Origin of the sequence: Pseudomonas pharyngis (assembly GCF_021602345.1) — a bacterium.
In the GTDB taxonomy this organism is placed as follows: domain Bacteria; phylum Pseudomonadota; class Gammaproteobacteria; order Pseudomonadales; family Pseudomonadaceae; genus Aquipseudomonas; species Aquipseudomonas pharyngis.
In genome coordinates this window covers 756,461-773,971 of sequence record NZ_BQID01000001.1, presented here as the reverse complement: position 1 = coordinate 773,971, position 17,511 = coordinate 756,461, and the positions used below count along the sequence as shown (strand labels likewise).

The 17,511-nt window shown below is 61.6% G+C and carries 18 protein-coding genes; 13 read left to right on the top strand and 5 right to left on the bottom strand.

The window, feature by feature from the left end; translation table 11 throughout:
* Position 1 precedes the first annotated feature (1 nt).
* The 4 genes from L6D74_RS03530 to L6D74_RS03515 all read left to right on the top strand — a co-directional run bounded on the left by L6D74_RS03530 (position 2) and on the right by L6D74_RS03515 (position 5,023).
* Complete coding sequence (locus L6D74_RS03530) at positions 2–1,303, top strand: c-type cytochrome (protein WP_236187676.1); 1,302 nt, start codon at positions 2–4, stop codon at positions 1,301–1,303.
* A 74-nt stretch (positions 1,304–1,377) separates the two neighbouring features.
* On the top strand, positions 1,378–2,436 hold the full coding sequence (locus L6D74_RS03525; RefSeq protein WP_236187675.1) for a PA0069 family radical SAM protein: 1,059 nt from the start codon (positions 1,378–1,380) through the stop codon (positions 2,434–2,436).
* 238 nt (positions 2,437–2,674) lie between these two features.
* Complete coding sequence (locus L6D74_RS03520; RefSeq protein ID WP_064592510.1) at positions 2,675–3,406, top strand: carbonic anhydrase; 732 nt, start codon at positions 2,675–2,677, stop codon at positions 3,404–3,406.
* Between the two features lie 90 nt (positions 3,407–3,496).
* Positions 3,497–5,023, top strand: coding sequence for a SulP family inorganic anion transporter (locus L6D74_RS03515; RefSeq protein ID WP_064592507.1), 1,527 nt, complete (start codon positions 3,497–3,499; stop codon positions 5,021–5,023).
* 135 nt (positions 5,024–5,158) lie between these two features.
* Here L6D74_RS03515 and L6D74_RS03510 read toward each other — a convergent pair whose 3' ends face one another.
* A complete protein-coding gene (locus L6D74_RS03510) occupies positions 5,159–5,791 on the bottom strand; it encodes a hypothetical protein (protein ID WP_039764833.1) in 633 nt (210 codons plus the stop codon).
* Positions 5,792–6,160: 369 nt separating this feature from the next.
* On the opposite strand from L6D74_RS03510, the gene coxB reads away from it, so the two are divergent.
* The 4 genes from coxB to L6D74_RS03490 all read left to right on the top strand — a co-directional run bounded on the left by coxB (position 6,161) and on the right by L6D74_RS03490 (position 10,455).
* Complete coding sequence (coxB, locus tag L6D74_RS03505) at positions 6,161–7,288, top strand: cytochrome c oxidase subunit II (protein ID WP_064592505.1); 1,128 nt, start codon at positions 6,161–6,163, stop codon at positions 7,286–7,288.
* Between the two features lie 82 nt (positions 7,289–7,370).
* A complete protein-coding gene (gene ctaD / locus L6D74_RS03500) occupies positions 7,371–8,963 on the top strand; it encodes a cytochrome c oxidase subunit I (RefSeq protein ID WP_236187674.1) in 1,593 nt (530 codons plus the stop codon).
* Positions 8,964–8,990: 27 nt separating this feature from the next.
* Positions 8,991–9,542, top strand: a complete 552-nt coding sequence (locus L6D74_RS03495) for a cytochrome c oxidase assembly protein (RefSeq protein WP_085606414.1) — start codon at positions 8,991–8,993, stop codon at positions 9,540–9,542.
* A 25-nt stretch (positions 9,543–9,567) separates the two neighbouring features.
* Positions 9,568–10,455, top strand: coding sequence for a cytochrome c oxidase subunit 3 (locus L6D74_RS03490; RefSeq protein ID WP_011331798.1), 888 nt, complete (start codon positions 9,568–9,570; stop codon positions 10,453–10,455).
* A gap of 9 nt (positions 10,456–10,464) precedes the next feature.
* On the opposite strand, the gene L6D74_RS03485 is transcribed toward L6D74_RS03490, so the two are convergent.
* Complete coding sequence (locus L6D74_RS03485; RefSeq protein WP_064379555.1) at positions 10,465–10,668, bottom strand: twin transmembrane helix small protein; 204 nt, start codon at positions 10,666–10,668, stop codon at positions 10,465–10,467.
* 72 nt (positions 10,669–10,740) lie between these two features.
* Here L6D74_RS03485 and L6D74_RS03480 point away from each other — a divergent pair, with 72 nt between their 5' ends.
* The 5 genes from L6D74_RS03480 to L6D74_RS03460 are packed head-to-tail and all read left to right on the top strand — an operon-like array spanning position 10,741 to position 14,649.
* A complete protein-coding gene (locus L6D74_RS03480) occupies positions 10,741–11,481 on the top strand; it encodes an SURF1 family protein (protein WP_207984543.1) in 741 nt (246 codons plus the stop codon).
* A complete protein-coding gene (locus L6D74_RS03475; RefSeq protein ID WP_064384047.1) occupies positions 11,447–12,040 on the top strand; it encodes a hypothetical protein in 594 nt (197 codons plus the stop codon). Before L6D74_RS03480 ends, L6D74_RS03475 begins: the two co-directional genes overlap by 35 nt.
* A 10-nt stretch (positions 12,041–12,050) precedes the next feature.
* Entirely contained in the window at positions 12,051–13,130 is a 1,080-nt protein-coding gene (locus L6D74_RS03470) for a COX15/CtaA family protein (RefSeq protein WP_236187673.1), read from the top strand.
* A complete protein-coding gene (gene cyoE, locus L6D74_RS03465) occupies positions 13,118–14,017 on the top strand; it encodes a heme o synthase (protein ID WP_007953992.1) in 900 nt (299 codons plus the stop codon). Before L6D74_RS03470 ends, cyoE begins: the two co-directional genes overlap by 13 nt.
* On the top strand, positions 14,014–14,649 hold the full coding sequence (locus L6D74_RS03460) for an SCO family protein (protein WP_236187672.1): 636 nt from the start codon (positions 14,014–14,016) through the stop codon (positions 14,647–14,649). The genes cyoE and L6D74_RS03460 overlap by 4 nt, the downstream gene beginning before the upstream one ends.
* Before the next feature lie 280 nt (positions 14,650–14,929).
* Here the strand turns inward: L6D74_RS03460 and L6D74_RS03455 are convergent, their stop codons facing one another.
* The 3 genes from L6D74_RS03455 to L6D74_RS03445 form a co-directional block, all read right to left on the bottom strand.
* A complete protein-coding gene (locus L6D74_RS03455) occupies positions 14,930–15,703 on the bottom strand; it encodes a MetQ/NlpA family ABC transporter substrate-binding protein (protein ID WP_236187671.1) in 774 nt (257 codons plus the stop codon).
* A 74-nt stretch (positions 15,704–15,777) separates the two neighbouring features.
* Complete coding sequence (locus L6D74_RS03450; protein ID WP_007953997.1) at positions 15,778–16,452, bottom strand: methionine ABC transporter permease; 675 nt, start codon at positions 16,450–16,452, stop codon at positions 15,778–15,780.
* A complete protein-coding gene (locus tag L6D74_RS03445) occupies positions 16,452–17,459 on the bottom strand; it encodes a methionine ABC transporter ATP-binding protein (protein WP_007953999.1) in 1,008 nt (335 codons plus the stop codon). Before L6D74_RS03445 ends, L6D74_RS03450 begins: the two co-directional genes overlap by 1 nt.
* Between the last annotated feature and the right edge of the window lie 52 nt (positions 17,460–17,511).

The window sequence follows — 17,511 nt, the reverse complement described above, 5'->3', positions numbered from 1 at the left end:
CATGAAGACTCTCGTTATCGCGACCCTCGCGCTGCTCGGCAGCACGGCCGCTCACGGCGCCGAAATTGATCAATCCTTGATCAAGCAAGGCGAATACCTCGCCCGTGCCGGCGACTGCGTGGCCTGCCACACGGCCAAGGATGGCAAGCCGTTCGCCGGTGGCCTGCCGATGGAAACCCCGATCGGCACGATCTACTCGACCAACATCACCCCGGATAAAACCGGTGTCGGTGACTACAGTTTCGAGGATTTCGACCAGGCCGTGCGCCATGGCGTGGCCAAAAACGGCACGACCCTATACCCGGCGATGCCGTACCCGTCCTACGCCCGTGTCAGCGAAACCGACATGCGGGCGCTCTACGCCTACTTCATGCATGGCGTTGCACCGGTGGCGCAAGAGAACAAGGCCAGTGACATCCCGTGGCCATTGAGCATGCGCTGGCCGCTGATGGGCTGGCGCTGGCTGTTCGCGCCAAAGGTCGAGGACTACAAACCCGCGTCGGACGATGCCGTCGTCAGCCGTGGGGCGTATCTGGTGGAAGGCCTCGGACATTGCGGCGCCTGCCATACGCCACGGGCCCTGACCATGCAGGAAAAATCCCTGAGCGCGGCCGAAGGCAGCAGTTTTCTGTCAGGCAGCGCGCCGCTGGAGGGCTGGATCGCCAAAAGTTTGCGCGGTGACCACAAGGACGGTCTCGGCAGTTGGAGCGAAGAGCAACTGGTGCAGTTCCTCAAGACCGGTCGCAGCGACCGCAGTGCGGTGTTCGGCGGCATGAGCGACGTGGTCACCCACAGCATGCAGTACATGACCGACGCCGACCTGACCGCGATTGCCCGTTACCTGAAATCGCTGCCGGCCAATGATCCTGCCGACCAGCCGCACCAGTACGACGAGAAAGCCGCCAAGGCCCTGTGGAATGGTGACGACAGTCAGCGCGGTGCGGCGGTGTACATCGACAACTGCGCCGCCTGCCACCGCACGGATGGCCACGGCTACACCCGGGTGTTCCCGGCGCTGGCAGGCAATCCGGTGCTGCAATCGGACGACCCGACCTCGCTGATTCACATCGTGCTCAAGGGCGGCACTCTACCTGCGACGCACGCCGCGCCATCGACCTTCACCATGCCTGGCTTCGCCTGGCGTCTGTCGGATCAGGAAGTGGCCGATGTGGTGAGCTTCATCCGTGGCAGTTGGGGCAACCATGGCGCGCCGGTCAAGGCCGCTGATGTGGCCGAACTGCGCAAGGACGATATGAAGCAAACCTCGAACGATGACCTCGGCCAGGTGACACAGCACAACTGACTGTTCGCCCAACGGCACTAGTCAGACCGACAGCGCCTCGATACTGTATATGCACACAGTATCGAGGCATTGCCATGTCCACCCCTCTTCCTCCGCGCGGTCGCGGCACCGCCACCAACCCGCACAACCGCTTCGCGCCGAGTCGTTCGGTGGCCGAGGATGACGGCTGGTATCAGGAAGTGCCACTGACTCAGGGCACCGAAGTCAGCTTCGAAACCGCGAAGACCATCATCACCCGCAACACCTCGCCGGACCTGCCCTTCGACCGTTCGATCAACCCCTATCGCGGCTGCGAGCATGGCTGCATTTATTGCTATGCACGGCCCAGCCACGCTTATTGGGACATGTCGCCGGGGCTGGATTTCGAAACCAAACTGATCGCCAAAACCAACGCGGCACAGCTACTGGAAGAACAGCTGGGGAAAAAAGGCTATCAATGTGCGCCGATCAACCTCGGATCCAACACCGATCCCTATCAGCCGATCGAACGCGAACACCGGATCACCCGCCAGACCCTCGAAGTACTGCTGCGCTACCGGCATCCGGTGACGATCGTCACCAAGGGCTCGCTGATCCTGCGCGACCTCGACCTGCTCACCGAACTGGCACAACAGCGGCTGGTGGCGGTGATGATCAGCCTGACCACCCTGGACGACGAACTCAAACGCATCCTCGAACCCCGCGCCGCCGCACCCAAGGCCCGGTTACGGGCGATCCGGGTGATGCGCGAGGCGGGGATTCCAGTGGGCGTGTTGTGTTCGCCGATGATTCCGATGATCAACGACAGCGAAATCGAAAGCCTGCTGACCGAGGCCCACGCGGCCGGCGCCCAGAGCGCGGCCTACATGATGCTGCGCCTGCCGCTGGAAGTGGCACCGCTGTTCGAGGAATGGCTCGAGGCGCACTACCCGCAACGTGCAGCGCATGTGCTGAGCCTGATCCGCCAAAGCCGTGGCGGCGAGCTGTACGACAGCCGTTTCGGTGCCCGGATGCGCGGCGAGGGGCCGTTTGCCGACCTGCTCGCCCAGCGCTTCGCCAAAGCGATCAAGCGCTTGGGACTCAATCACCGCGAAGGCTACAACCTCGACTGCACGGCCTTCTGTCCGCCGGGTCGTCAGATGGCGCTGATTTAGCGACAATTGGCCCATGGTTGAGAGGAAGGAATGCTTGACCCGGTTTACGCCGGTCACACATTTTGTGACCTGGAACACACGTTCTAGAGCGCTTGATTCAGTTTGAGTTAAGTTTCGGCAGTTACCTTGCTCATCGAGTGACTGACGGGTCGGGATGACCCGGATGTTCTAAACAGCCACTGGCTTCACACCGGAATACACGGGAACGACTCCCCGAATCCGCCAATGAGGATGAATCATGAGTGACAAGGATAAACAGCCGTTGGCTGCGTCGGCGCAAGCCGCCCCTGTGGCGGAATCCGCCGATGCAGCGTTGAAGCGTATCGTTGACGGCTTTTTGCATTTTCATCATGAGGTCTTCCCACAGCAGGAAGAACTCTTCAAGAAACTCGCCACGGCCCAATCGCCACGGGCCATGTTCATCACCTGCGCCGACTCGCGCATCGTTCCTGAACTGATCACCCAGAGTTCGCCCGGCGATCTGTTCGTGACCCGTAACGTCGGCAACGTCGTGCCACCCTACGGCCAGATGAACGGCGGCGTTTCCACCGCCATCGAATATGCGGTACTGGCCCTCGGCGTGCAGCACATCATCATTTGCGGCCACTCCGACTGCGGCGCCATGCGTGCGGTACTCAATCCGGACAGCCTGGAAAAGATGCCGACGGTCAAAGCCTGGCTGCGCCACGCCGAAGTCGCGAAAACCATGGTGCATGACAACTGCAACTGCGCCGACGAAAAAGAAAGCATGCCGATCCTCACCGAGGAAAACGTCATCGCCCAACTGCAGCACTTGCGTACCCATCCTTCGGTAGCCTCGCGCATGGCGAACGGTCATCTGTTCATCCATGGCTGGGTCTACAACATCGAAACCAGCGAAATCAAAGCTTACGACGCGGATCAGGGATGCTTCCTGCCGCTCGACGGCAGCCATCCGATTCCGGTGGCGACGCCCAAAGCGCGCTTCTAAATCCTCCTAAAAATCCGTGTGGTTTGACGCCGGCCGCTGTTTCAGCGGCCAGGCCTTGCCACGCCTGAAGAAAACTTCGGGAGTATCGCCATGCGTGCGGCTCAATTGAAAGCTGTGTTGCCACGGGAGCTGCTCGCTTCAGTGGTTGTGTTTCTGGTCGCGTTGCCGCTGTGCATGGGCATTGCCATTGCTTCGGGGCTGCCACCGGCCAAAGGCCTGATCACCGGGATCATCGGAGGGCTGGTGGTGGGCTGGCTGGCGGGGTCGCCGTTGCAGGTCAGCGGTCCGGCGGCGGGTCTGGCGGTGCTGGTGTTCGAACTGGTGCGCCAGCACGGCATTGAAATGCTCGGGCCGATCCTGCTGCTCGCCGGTTTCCTGCAACTGGTAGCGGGACGCCTGAAGCTCGGATGCTGGTTCCGGGTCACGGCGCCAGCGGTGGTGTACGGCATGCTTGCCGGTATCGGTGTGCTGATCGTGCTGTCACAGGTGCATGTGATGCTTGACGCGTCACCGAAACCCTCTGGTCTGGACAATCTGACGGCATTCCCCGGCGCAGTGGCGCAGGCGTTGCCGTCCTTTGGCTGGCAGGCCGGGCTGCTCGGGCTGTCGACCATCGCGGTGATGTGGCTGTGGGAAAAATTCCGCCCGCATTCGCTGCGTTTCATTCCCGGCGCGCTGCTCGGGGTCGGGCTGGCGACAGGTGCCAGCCTTTTGCTGGCGCTGCAAGTGAAGCGGGTTGAAGTGCCGGCGAATCTGGCCGAAGCCATCGACTGGCTGAAACCGGCGGACCTGCTCAGCCTGGCCGACCCGACGCTGCTGATCGCCGCGTTCGCTGTCGCCTTCATCGCCAGCGCCGAAACCCTGCTGTCCGCCGCCGCGGTGGATCGCATGCACAGTGGCGCGCGTTCGGACTTCGACCGTGAGCTGTCGGCGCAAGGCGTCGGTAACATGCTTTGCGGTCTGGTCGGCGCGCTGCCGATGACCGGGGTGATCGTACGCAGTTCGGCCAACGTCCAGGCCGGCGCCACCACGCGCTACTCGACGATTTTCCATGGCCTGTGGCTGCTGGCGTTCGTGCTGTTGCTGTCGAGTGTACTGCAGAGCATTCCGGTGGCGAGTCTGGCGGGCGTTCTGGTCTACACCGGTTTCAAACTGGTGGATCTCAAGGCGTTCCGTGGTCTGGGGCGTTATGGCCGGATGCCGATGTTCACCTACGCCGCCACGGCGCTGGCGATCATCTTCACCGACCTGTTGACGGGCGTATTGATCGGTTTCGGCCTGACTTTGTTGAAACTGGCGTTCAAGGCCTCGCGCCTGAAAATCAGCCTGATCGATCTGCCGCAGGAAGGGGAAATGGAGTTGCGTCTGGTGGGCGCCGCGACGTTCCTCAAGGTGCCGGCGCTGACTCAGGTACTGGGCAGCATTCCGCCGGGCACGACGGTGCACGTGCCGCTCAATAACCTGAGCTACATCGACCATTCGTGTCTGGAACTGCTCGAAGAGTGGGGCCGGGCGAATGCGGCCAAGGGGGCGAAACTGTTGATCGAGTCGCGTGGATTGAAGCGACGGCTCGAGGGGAGGATCCGCACCACCACCGGAATAGGTGCTGCTGGCTAAAAACCTGACGTGGAAATACCCCTGTGGGAGCGGGCTTGCTCGCGAAATCGGTGGATCAGTCGACATTAATTTTGACTGACACAGCGCTTTCGCGAGCAAGCCCGCTCCCACATTTGAATCGCGTGCAACTCCGGTTTATGCAGCAGGCTGATCCAGTTCCAGGCCCACGCCCAGACGCCGGCTCATGCACGGCCAGCGTTTCCATGCCGCACCGGTGTCCGGGCTGCTGAGTTTCTCGCGGTAGGCTTCCACCGACTCCAGCGCAAAGCTGTCGTCGTCGAGCATGCTGTCCACCGCGTGGTGCACCACTTCGTCGAGTTGGTTGGCAAATTCCTCACCGATCAACTGGTGAGCAATCAGATTGGCGACCGTCATGTCCAAGGGGATCAGTGGCTGGCCGAAATGCTTGATGTACAGGTCGTTGACCTCTTCGACAAAACGGTGCGCCAGATAGGCTTCGTCCAGCAGACTGTCCAGGCCCACGGGCGGCTGGAGGAAGTACTGCTCGGCAATTTTCAGCACCGGTTTGATCTGCGATTCGATTCCCGCTTCCCTGGCGACTTCATTGGCTGCATCCAGCAGGTCTGGCACTTCGTCGATGTAGGCGGCGACAAAACGCGTCAGCACGCCGTTGGCGTCGGTTTCCGGCAACTGGATCGCCGGGTGCAGGTGTTGCATTTGAGCTTCGAGCTGACGGGTCAGCTTTCCGGTTTCAATCTCGTGTTGTCGGGCTATGTGTATTTGCTCGCGCAATGCGGCGGTGTTCATGAAAACTCCAGGAAACAAGGCAATGAAATAGGGAAGACATAACTTAGCTGGCTTACGAAAAATGCTAAGACGCATTTGTCATAATTATTTCATCCTTGATGCACCGGCGTTATATCGGTTTGCCACCACTCGTCTGCATCCTTCTCCATTCGTGCCCTGGAACGCAAGCGTCAGCTGTTTCATTCGATTTACGTCCTCACATTGCATTTCTCGGTGGCTGTCTATACTCGCCATTGAATGGAGTTAGCTGATGACGCCCGACTGCCCACGCAGCAAGGCCCGGCGATTCAAGTTCGTAGTCTGATGCAGCCGCTCCCTTGCCTCTGGTGAAAGCCGGCGGGATAACAAGAACGATAAGGGGAACCCGCAATGATGCGACATCCACACGTCTGGATGGGCCTCCTGTTGTGGTCGATTTTCAGCCCGGTGCAAGCTGCCTGGACTGTGAATATGGCGCCTGGAGCGACTGAAATCAGTCACGCAGTATTCGACCTGCACATGACCATTTTCTGGATCTGTGTGGTGATCGGGATCATCGTCTTCGGCGCCATGTTCTGGTCGATGATGGTGCACCGCCGTTCTACCGGGCAGGTCGCCGCAAAATTCCACGAAAGCACCACCGTCGAAATTCTCTGGACCGTCGTCCCGCTGCTGATTCTGGTGGCGATGGCCGTTCCGGCGACCGCGACCCTGATCAAGATGTACGACACCAGTGAGCCGGATATCGATATCCAGATCACCGGTTATCAGTGGAAGTGGCACTACAAATACCTGGGCCAGGACGTCGAGTTCTTCAGCAACCTGGCCACGCCCGCCGAGCAGATCCACAACAAGGAGGCCAAGGGCGAGCACTACCTGCTCGAAGTCGACAAGCCGCTGGTGCTACCGACCGGGGCCAAGGTGCGCTTCCTCGTGACCTCCGCCGACGTGATCCACTCCTGGTGGGTGCCGGCCTTCGCGGTCAAGCGCGATGCGATCCCCGGGTTCGTCAACGAAGCCTGGACCCGCATCGACAAGCCCGGCCTCTACCGTGGCCAGTGCGCCGAATTGTGCGGCAAGGACCACGGCTTCATGCCGATCGTGGTCGACGTCAAGGAGAAGGCCGACTACGAAAAATGGCTTGCCGAGCGCAAGGCCGAAGCGTTGCAGCTCAAGGAGCTGACCAGCAAGGAATGGACCCTCGACGAACTCAAGGAACGTGGCGACAAGATCTACCACACCACCTGCGTCGCCTGTCACCAGGCTGAAGGCCAGGGCCTGCCACCAATGTTCCCGGCCCTCAAGGGCTCGAAAATCGCCACCGGCCCGAAAGAAGGCCACTTGAGCATTGTCTTCCACGGCAAGCCCGGCACCGCCATGGCGGCGTTCGGCAAGCAGCTGTCGGAAGTCGATATCGCAGCGGTCGTGACCTACGAACGTAACGCCTGGGGCAACAACAAGGGCGACATGGTCACGCCAAAAGAAGTGCTGGAGCTGAAACAGGCGGAAAGCAAATGAGCCGGTCTATTGCGTACTTCGTGAACCGGTCGGGGCCCTGCGTCCCGGCCTGCCCAGTCCACTCACTTGAAGGAGACCGGCCATGAGCGCTGTCATCGATGACCACGGTCATGCCGACCACGACCACACCCACGGCCCCGCCAAAGGCCTGATGCGCTGGGTGCTGACCACCAACCACAAGGACATCGGCACGCTGTACCTGTGGTTTGCGTTCTGCATGTTCCTGCTCGGCGGCTCGTTCGCCATGGTGATCCGCGCCGAGCTGTTCCAGCCCGGCCTGCAGATCGTGGAGCCTGCGTTCTTCAACCAGATGACCACCATGCACGGCCTGGTGATGGTGTTCGGTGCGGTGATGCCGGCGTTCGTCGGCCTCGCCAACTGGATGATCCCGTTGATGGTCGGCGCGCCGGACATGGCCCTGCCGCGGATGAACAACTTCAGCTTCTGGCTGCTGCCGGCGGCGTTCCTGCTGCTGGTCTCGACCCTGTTTACCCCCGGTGGCGGGCCGAACTTCGGCTGGACGTTCTACGCGCCGTTGTCCACCACCTATGCCCCGGAAAGCGTGACGTTCTTCATCTTCGCCATCCACCTGATGGGGATCAGTTCGATCATGGGCGCGATCAACGTGATCGCCACCATCCTCAACCTGCGCGCCCCCGGCATGACCCTGATGAAAATGCCGCTGTTCGTCTGGACCTGGCTGATCACCGCGTTCCTGCTGATCGCGGTGATGCCGGTGCTGGCCGGGTGCGTGACGATGATGTTGATGGACATCCACTTCGGCACCAGCTTCTTCAGTGCCGCCGGTGGCGGTGACCCGGTGCTGTTCCAGCATGTGTTCTGGTTCTTCGGCCACCCCGAGGTGTACATCATGATCCTGCCGGCCTTCGGTGCCGTCAGCCAGATCATCCCGACCTTCTCGCGCAAGCCGCTGTTCGGCTACACCTCGATGGTCTACGCCACAGCGAGCATCGCGTTCCTGTCGTTCATCGTCTGGGCGCACCACATGTTCGTGGTGGGCATCCCGCTGGTGGGCGAGTTGTTCTTCATGTACGCGACGATGCTGATCGCGGTGCCGACCGGGGTGAAGGTGTTCAACTGGGCCAGCACCATGTGGCAAGGCTCGATGACCTTCGAGACGCCGATGCTGTTTGCCGTGGCGTTCGTGATTCTGTTCTCCATCGGCGGTTTCTCCGGGCTGATGCTGGCCATCGCCCCGGCCGACTTCCAGTACCAGGACACCTACTTCGTGGTCGCGCATTTCCACTACGTACTGGTGCCGGGGGCGATCTTCGGGATCTTCGCGTCGGCCTATTACTGGCTGCCGAAATGGACCGGCCACATGTACGACGAAACCCTGGGCAAGCTGCACTTCTGGCTGTCCTTCGTCGGCATGAACCTGACGTTCTTCCCGATGCACTTCGTGGGTCTGGCGGGCATGCCCCGGCGGATTCCGGACTACAACCTGCAGTTCGCCGACTTCAACATGGTCTCGTCGATCGGCGCGTTCATGTTCGGCGCCACGCAGATCTTCTTTCTGTTCATCGTGATCAAGACCATCCGTGGCGGCGAGCCGGCTCCGGCCAAACCGTGGGATGGCGCCGAAGGTCTGGAATGGAGCGTGCCGTCACCGGCGCCGTATCACACCTTCACCACGCCGCCGGAAGTGAAATGAACCCTGTAGCCGTTGAGGGCCGCCACCATGGCTGACTCGATTTCGATGAAGAAGCTGGTCACCCGACTGCTCGGCGTGGTGGTGGCGATGTTCGTCTTCGGCTTTGCCCTGGTGCCGATCTACGACGTGATGTGCAAGGCGTTCGGTATCAACGGCAAGACCGCCGGGCAGTACGAGGGCGAGCAGACCGTCGATGCTACGCGGCAGGTGCGGGTGCAGTTTCTGTCGACCAACACCGCCGACATGCCATGGGATTTCTATCCCAAGCATGACGAGCTGACGGCCAACCCCGGCGCGGTGAACGAGATGATCTTCATCGCGCGCAACCCCACCGACAAACCAATGAGCGCTCAAGCCGTACCGAGCATCGCGCCGAGCAATGCGGCGGCGTATTTCCACAAGACCGAATGCTTTTGCTTTACCCAGCAGGTGCTGCAGCCCGGTCAGCAGATCGAGATGCCGGTGCGTTTCATCGTTGACCGCGACATGCCCAAGGACGTGAAGCACCTGACGCTGTCCTACACGCTGTTCGATATCACCGCCCGACATCCTCCGGTGGCTGCAAACACTGGCGGTTAAGCGTGCCCGATAAGGAGAACAATAAATGGCAACTCATGAGCACTATTACGTCCCGGCCCAGAGCAAGTGGCCGATCGTCGCCACGGTGGGGATGTTCGTCACCGTGTACGGTCTGGCGACCTGGTTCAACGATCTGAAGGCAGCGCGTCCGGAATCCCACGGCCCGCTGATCTTTTTCGTCGGCGGTCTGTTGCTGGCGTACATGCTGTTCGGCTGGTTCGGTACGGTGATCAAGGAGAGCCGCGCGGGGTTGTACAGCCCGCAGCTGGACCGCTCGTTCCGCTGGGGCATGAGCTGGTTCATCTTCTCCGAGGTGATGTTCTTCATCGCCTTCTTCGGCGCGCTGTTCTACGTGCGGCACATTTCCGGCCCGGCACTGGGCGGCGAAGGCACCAAAGGCATCGCCCACATGCTCTGGCCGAACTTCCAGTTCACCTGGCCGCTGCTGCACACGCCGGATCCGAAACTGTTCCCGCCGCCCAAGGAAGTCATCAGCCCCTGGGGCCTGCCGCTGATCAACACCATCCTGCTGGTGAGCTCCAGCGTGACCATCACCATCGCCCACCACGCGCTGAAGAAAGGTCATCGCGGCGCGCTGAAACTGTGGCTGGCGATCACCGTGCTGCTGGGCTGCGCGTTCCTCGGTTTCCAGGCCGAAGAATACATCCACGCCTACCACGAACTGGGGCTGACCCTCGGCTCGGGCATCTACGGCGCGACGTTCTTCATGCTCACCGGTTTCCACGGCGCCCACGTGACCATCGGCACGATCATTCTGTTCGTGATGCTGATGCGCATCATGAAGGGCCACTTCGACAACGAACATCAGTTCGGTTTTGAAGCGGCGAGCTGGTATTGGCACTTCGTCGATGTGGTGTGGATCGGTTTGTTCATCTTCGTTTACGTGCTCTGAGGAACAGAGCTACCAAGGCGCGTGCGACACCAGTTGGCCGCTGTAGAAACCCCAGGCAATCAAGCCGACGGTGCAAGCGGCCAATGCCACCCGAACACTCAAGGCGATCACCAGGCGATTCGAGCTGCTGTCGTCCTTGACCAGGAAAAACAGGCCGCTGAACAGGCTGACCACCGTGGCAATCAGCATCAGGACGATGGCTGCTTTGAGCATGGGAAGAACTCCGGGGGAACTAGCGATGCACTTGAGTATAGCGATCGCACTGACTGATTTTCTGGCGCGGCCATGAAGCGCTTCCGGCCGGGCGTGGTGCCGACTCTGGTGGTCGGCCTGCTGCTGCCGTTGCTGATTTCGCTGGGCTTCTGGCAACTGGGCCGGGGCGCGGAGAAAACCGCCCTGCTCGCCAGCTACGCCGAACGCCGCGCCGCCGAACCGATGGCCAGCACCGAGTTGCTGCACAGCGCCGATCCGGCCTTTCGCCGGGTGCATCTGCACGGCCAGTTCGATGCCGCGCACAGCCTGTTGCTGGACAACCGTCAGCGCAACGGCAAGGTCGGCGTCGAATTGCTGCAACCGTTTCAGGATCAACGCAGCGGCCAGTGGCTGCTGGTCAATCGCGGCTGGCTGCCATGGCCAGACCGGCGCACGGCACCGCAATTCAACACCCCGACCGATGCCGTGAATGTCGATGCCTGGGTGTATGTCGCCCCCGGTGCCACCTTCCAGCTGCATGCCGATCCGGTCAGCAGCACCTGGCCGCAAACCGTCACCGCCGTCGAACCCGCGAAGCTGTGGAAAACCCTCGAACGCGATGGTTTCGCCTACGAATTACGCGCCGAACCCGGCCCCGCCAGCTATCAGGCCGACTGGCCGGTAGTCGCGATGGGCCCGGAAAAACACCTCGGTTACGCCGTGCAGTGGTTCGCCATGGCCACCGCCCTGCTCGGGCTCTACCTCTATCTCGGCTGGCACAACGCAAAGGAGAAACACCATGGGAGCGGCCATGAATCCACCCAGCATGTCTGAAACGAAAGTCCCGGCCAGTCGCCGTCGCGGACGCATCCAGCTGCTGCTGATCGTGCTCGGCGTGGTCGGTCCGATGATCCTCGCCACCGGCATGTACAAGTTGCAGTTCTGGGTGCCGGAAGGTCGCAGCTATCACGGCGAATTGATCGGCAACGGTCAGACCCGCGCCGACCTCGGCATCCAGGCTGACGAAACGCGCTGGCAGATGCTCGTGACCGCACCGAAGGATTGCGCGGTGGACTGCCAGCAACTGGTGTACTTGGCGCGGCAGATCCAGATCGGCCTGGGCCGCGAAGCCGGGCGCGCCAGCCACGCCCTGGCCGCTGCACAACCGTTGGCTGCCGACTACGAAGCCAAGCTGACCCGCGAATATCCGCAGCTGCAACGCTACCCGCTGGACGCAGCCACCTTCAGCAAGGCCACGGGCGACAAGGCCACACCGCAGCTGTGGATCATCGATCCCCACGGCAACCTCGTGCTGCGTTACGACCCGAGCGTCAAGGGCAAGGATCTGCTCAACGACCTGCGCCACCTGCTGAAACTGTCGAACATCGGATAAGGGCATCGTCATGGCCAAACCTGGATTTCGCCTCGCGCTGTTTGCCACCCTGCTGGCACTGATCGTCGTGCTGCTCGGCGCCTACACCCGCCTTACCCACGCCGGCCTCGGCTGCCCGGACTGGCCGGGCTGCTACGGGTTCATCAGCGTGCCGAAAAGCGAAGCCCAACTGGCCCATGCCGAACTGCATTTCCCGGACGCGCCGGTGGAGGCGCACAAAGGCTGGAACGAGATGATCCACCGTTACTTCGCCGGCACCCTCGGCCTGCTGATCTCGGTGTTGGCCGGTCGCGCGTGGGTCAATCGTCGTCATCCGGGACAACCGCTGAAGCTGCCGCTGTTTCTGCTGGCGGTGGTGTTCGCCCAGGCGGCGTTCGGCATGTGGACGGTGACGCTCAAGCTCTGGCCGCAAGTGGTGACCGGGCATTTGCTCGGCGGCTTCGCGACCTTGAGCCTGCTGTTTCTGCTGACGTTGCGACTGTCCGGCGTGCTGCCGGCGCTGACCGTGCCCAAGCGTCTGCAATATTGGGCGACTGCCGGATTGCTGTTGGTGATCGGCCAGATTGCTCTCGGCGGCTGGGTCAGTTCCAACTACGCGGCAGTGGCCTGCATCGACTTCCCGACCTGCCACGGCCAGTGGCTGCCGCCAGCGGATTTCGCCAACGGCTTTCACCTGACCCAACACATCGGCCCCAATTATCTTGGCGGGCAACTCGACAGCGATGCACGCACGGCGATTCACCTGACCCACCGCATCGGTGCGTTACTGGTGACGGTCGTCCTGCTCGGCCTGGCCTGGCAACTGAAAGTGGTGGGCATGACGCGACTGGCCGGGCTGGTGCTGATCGCCCTCGCCGCACAGATCACCCTCGGCATCAGCAACGTGCTGTTCCATCTGCCGCTGCCGGTGGCTGTGGCGCATAACGCCGGCGGCGCAGCGCTGCTGCTGACCATGGTGCTGGTCAACTATCACGCGCGGACCAGTCTGGTTCGGGTCAGGCAGCCGATGATCGCGCGCTGGCGCCTGAGCCCGCGTAAACACTCGGCGGCGCCCATCACGATTAAAGGAGAGACGCCATGGCGATTCTGATCGGCGAACGTCCGGCGCAGGCGCTGTGGCGTGATTACCTGGAGCTGACCAAACCGAAAGTCGTGGTGCTGATGCTGATCACCTCGCTGGTGGGCATGTTCCTCGCGACCCGCGCCGGGGTGCCGTGGACGGTGCTGGTGTTCGGCAACCTGGGGATCGCGCTGTGTGCCGGTGGCGCGGCGGCGGTCAATCATGTGGTGGACCGGCGCATCGATGCGGTCATGGCCCGCACCCACAAACGGCCATTGGCCGAGGGCCGGGTTTCGCCCACGGGCGCACTGACCTTTGCGCTGGTGCTGGCACTGCTCGGCCAGGCCCTGCTGCTGACCTTCACCAATCCGCTGACCGCGTGGCTGACCCTGGCCTCGCTGCTTGGCTACGCGGTGATCTACACCGGTTTCCTCAAACGCGCGACGCCGCAGAACATCGTCATCGGTGGCCTCGCCGGCGCCGCCCCGCCGCTGCTCGGTTGGACCGCCGCCACCGGCCACGTCAGTGCCGAACCGCTGCTGCTGGTGCTGATCATCTTCGCCTGGACCCCGCCGCACTTCTGGGCGCTGGCGATCCATCGCAAGGAGGAATACGCCAAGGCCGACATTCCGATGCTGCCGGTCACCCATGGCGAGCACTACACCAAAGTGCACATTCTGCTGTACACCTTCGCCCTGCTGGCGGTCAGCCTGTTGCCGTACGTGATTCACATGAGCGGCCTGCTGTACCTGATCTGCGCGCTCGGTCTGGGCGCCAGGTTTCTGCAATGGGCCGTGGTGCTGTACCGTGGCACTCGGCCGCACGCGGCGATCAACACCTTCAAGTACTCTATCTGGTACCTGTTTCTGCTGTTCATCGCCCTGCTCGTAGACCACTACTTACTGTTGAACCTATGACTCGAACCCAGAAAACCGTCTTCATCCTCGTCGCCGTGATCGCGCTGATCCTCGGCCTGACCGTCAACAAAGTGCTGAGCGGCAAGGGCCAGGGCGACCCGACCGCACTGATCGACGCCGGCATCATCCTGCTGCCGCAGAGCCGCAACCTGCCGGACGTGACGATGACCAATCAGGACGGCCAACCGGTCACGATCAACGAGCTCAAGGGCAAGTGGAGTCTGCTGTTCTTCGGCTATACCTTCTGCCCGGACATCTGCCCGACCACCCTCGCCCAGCTGCGCCAGATCAAGAGCGAATTGCCGAAGGATGCTGTGAACAAGTTGCAGATCGTGCTGGTCAGCGTCGACCCGAACCGCGACAACCCTGCGCAGTTGAAACAGTACCTGGGCTACTTCGATCCACAGTTCATCGGCCTGACACCAAAGTCCATCGACGAGCTGCAGAAGGTGGCGAACGCGGTGAGCATTCCGTTCATTCCGGCGGACACCAGCAAGCCGAATTACACGGTAGATCACAGCGGCAACCTGGCGGTGATCGGGCCTGATGGGACGCAGCGCGGGTTTATTCGGGCGCCGTTGAACAACGCCAAGCTGGTGGCGCAGTTGCCGGTGATGTTGAACCGCAAGTAAGAAGATCAAAAGCTAGCCCTCACCCTAACCCTCTCCCGGAGGGAGAGGGAACCGAATGGGGGATGCTGCAGATTTACGTCGACCTGATCATGCTTCACCGAATCCATAATCGACTCGAACTTGCAGGTCGACAGATAGCGCAAGACACCTACGTCGGCCCCCTCTCCCTTCGGGAGAGGGCTGGGGTGAGGGACGAATACACAGTGGGTCCAAAGCCGAACACCCGGCCACAAAAAAGGGGACGCCACTGGCGTCCCCTTTTTCGTTACAGCTATCTGAATCAGAACGCCGGCAACACCGCGCCTTTGTACTTCTCGGTAATGAATTTTTTCACTTCCGGGCTGTGCAGGGCAGCGGCCAGTTTCTTCATGGCGTCGCTGTCCTTGTTGTCCGCGCGGGACACCAGGATGTTCACGTAAGGCGAGTCGCTGCCTTCGATGACCAGCGCATCCTTGGACGGATCGAGCTTGGCTTCCAGCGCGTAGTTGGTGTTGATCAGCGCCAGGTCGACCTGGGTCAGCACGCGCGGGATGGTCGCGGCTTCCAGTTCACGGATTTTCAGGTCTTTCGGGTTCTCGGCGATGTCCTTGACGGTCGACAGGATGTTGGTCGGATCCTTCAATGTGATCACGCCGGCCTTGGCCAGCAACAACAGCGCACGGCCGCCGTTGGTGGCGTCGTTCGGGATCACCACGTTGGCGCCGCTTGGCAGCTCTTCGATTTTCTTGAACTTGCTGGAGTAGGCGCCCAGCGGTTCCAGGTGCACGCCGGTCACGGACACCAGGCTGGTGCCCTTGGCCTTGTTGAACTCATCGAGGTACGGCTGGTGCTGGAAGAAGTTGGCGTCCAGACGCTTCTCGGCCACCTGGACATTCGGCTGTACGTAGTCGGTGAAGACCTTGACCTTCAGATCCACGCCTTCTTTGGCCAGAGCCGGCTTCACGAATTCGAGGATTTCCGCGTGCGGTACCGGAGTGGCAGCAACGGTCAGGGTTTCGTCGGCGTGGGCCGAGAACGCTGCAACGGCAGCCAGGGCAACGATCAGTTTTTTCATTCAGCTAACTCCTTTTTACGGCGCCGGTCTGGCGCCTGCCAGCGAATGGCCGGCTCATGTCATTACAAAACCGGTTATTTGCGCGAGAAGTGCACGACCAGTCGGTCGCCGACCATTTGCAGCACTTGCACCAGAATCAGCAGCAACACCACGGTGACAATCATCACGTCAGTCTGGAAACGCTGATAGCCGAAACGGATCGCCAGGTCACCCAGGCCACCGGCACCGACCACACCGGCCATCGCCGTGTAGGAAACCAGTGTAATCGCCGTCACCGTAATTGCTGCGAAGATGCCTGGACGGGCCTCCGGCAGCAAAGCGTTCATGATGATCTGGCGAGTGGTCGCGCCCATCGACTGGGTCGCTTCGATGATGCCGCGATCGACTTCACGCAGGGCGGTTTCCACCAGCCGCGCAAAGAACGGTGTCGCGCCCACTACCAGCGGCGGAATCGCACCGGCCACGCCCAGCGAGGTGCCGGTGATCAGCACGGTGAACGGGATCATCACAATCAACAGAATAATGAACGGCAACGAACGCAGGATGTTCACCACCAACGACAGCAGCGCGTACACGCCTTTGGCTTCGAGCAACTGACGCGGGCTGCACAGGAAAAGCAGCACGCCCAGCGGCAGGCCGAGCAGCACGGTGAACAGCAGCGAACCACCGAGCATCATCATGGTGTCGCCGGTTGCGAGCCAGATTTCGTACCAGTCGATATTGGTGAAGAAACTCATCAGGTCTTCCATTAGCGCAACACCTCCATATGAACGTCAGCGGCGGTGAAGCGGGCGAAGGCTGCTTCCATGTCGCCACCGGTGACGGCGAGGGTCAACTGCCCGTAAGGAATGTCTTTGATGCGGTCGATGCGACCGGCCAGGATGCTGTAGTCCACACCGGTTTCCCGGGCGACGGTACCGAGCAACGGCGCGTAGGTCGCTTCGCCCTGGAAGGTCAGACGCACGATGCGGCCCGGCACGTGAGCGAAGTCATCGCGCTGCTCGCTTTCGTCGATCTGCTCGCTTTCCTGAACAAAGCGCTTGGTGGTCGGGTGCTTCGGATGCAGGAACACATCGGCCACCGAACCTTGCTCGACGATCACACCGGCGTCCATCACGCCGACCTGATCGCACACGCGGCGGATCACATCCATCTCGTGGGTGATCAGGACGATGGTCAGCTTCAGCTCGCGGTTGATCTCGGCCAGCAGTTGCAGGACCGACGCCGTGGTCTGCGGGTCGAGAGCGCTGGTGGCTTCGTCGCACAGCAGGATTTTCGGCTTGGTCGCCAGGGCGCGGGCGATGCCGACGCGCTGCTTCTGACCGCCGGACAACTGCGCCGGGTACTTCTTGGCATGATCGGACAAGCCGACCCGCGCCAGCAACTCGGCCACACGCTGGTCGATCTCGGCGCGGGACAGCTCACCGGCCAGGGTCAGTGGCAGCGCGACGTTGTCGGCCACGGTCTTGGATGCCAGCAGGTTGAAGTGCTGGAAGATCATCCCGACCTGCTGACGGAAACGGCGCAGGCCGTTGGCGTCCAGCGCGGTGACTTCTTCGCCGTCGACGATGATCTTGCCGCCACTGGATTGCTCCAGGCGATTGATCAGACGCAGCAGGGTACTTTTTCCCGCGCCGGAATGGCCAATCAGGCCGAACACCTGACCGTTCTCGATGGAGAAGCTGGTCGGGTGCAGCGCGGTGATGTCCTTACCGGCGACGCGGTAAGTCTTATGGACGTTTTGAAACTCGATCACGTAGCGAACCTTGTGGGGCGCGTTGGAAAAGGATCAGCGGTTAGCCGGGCGC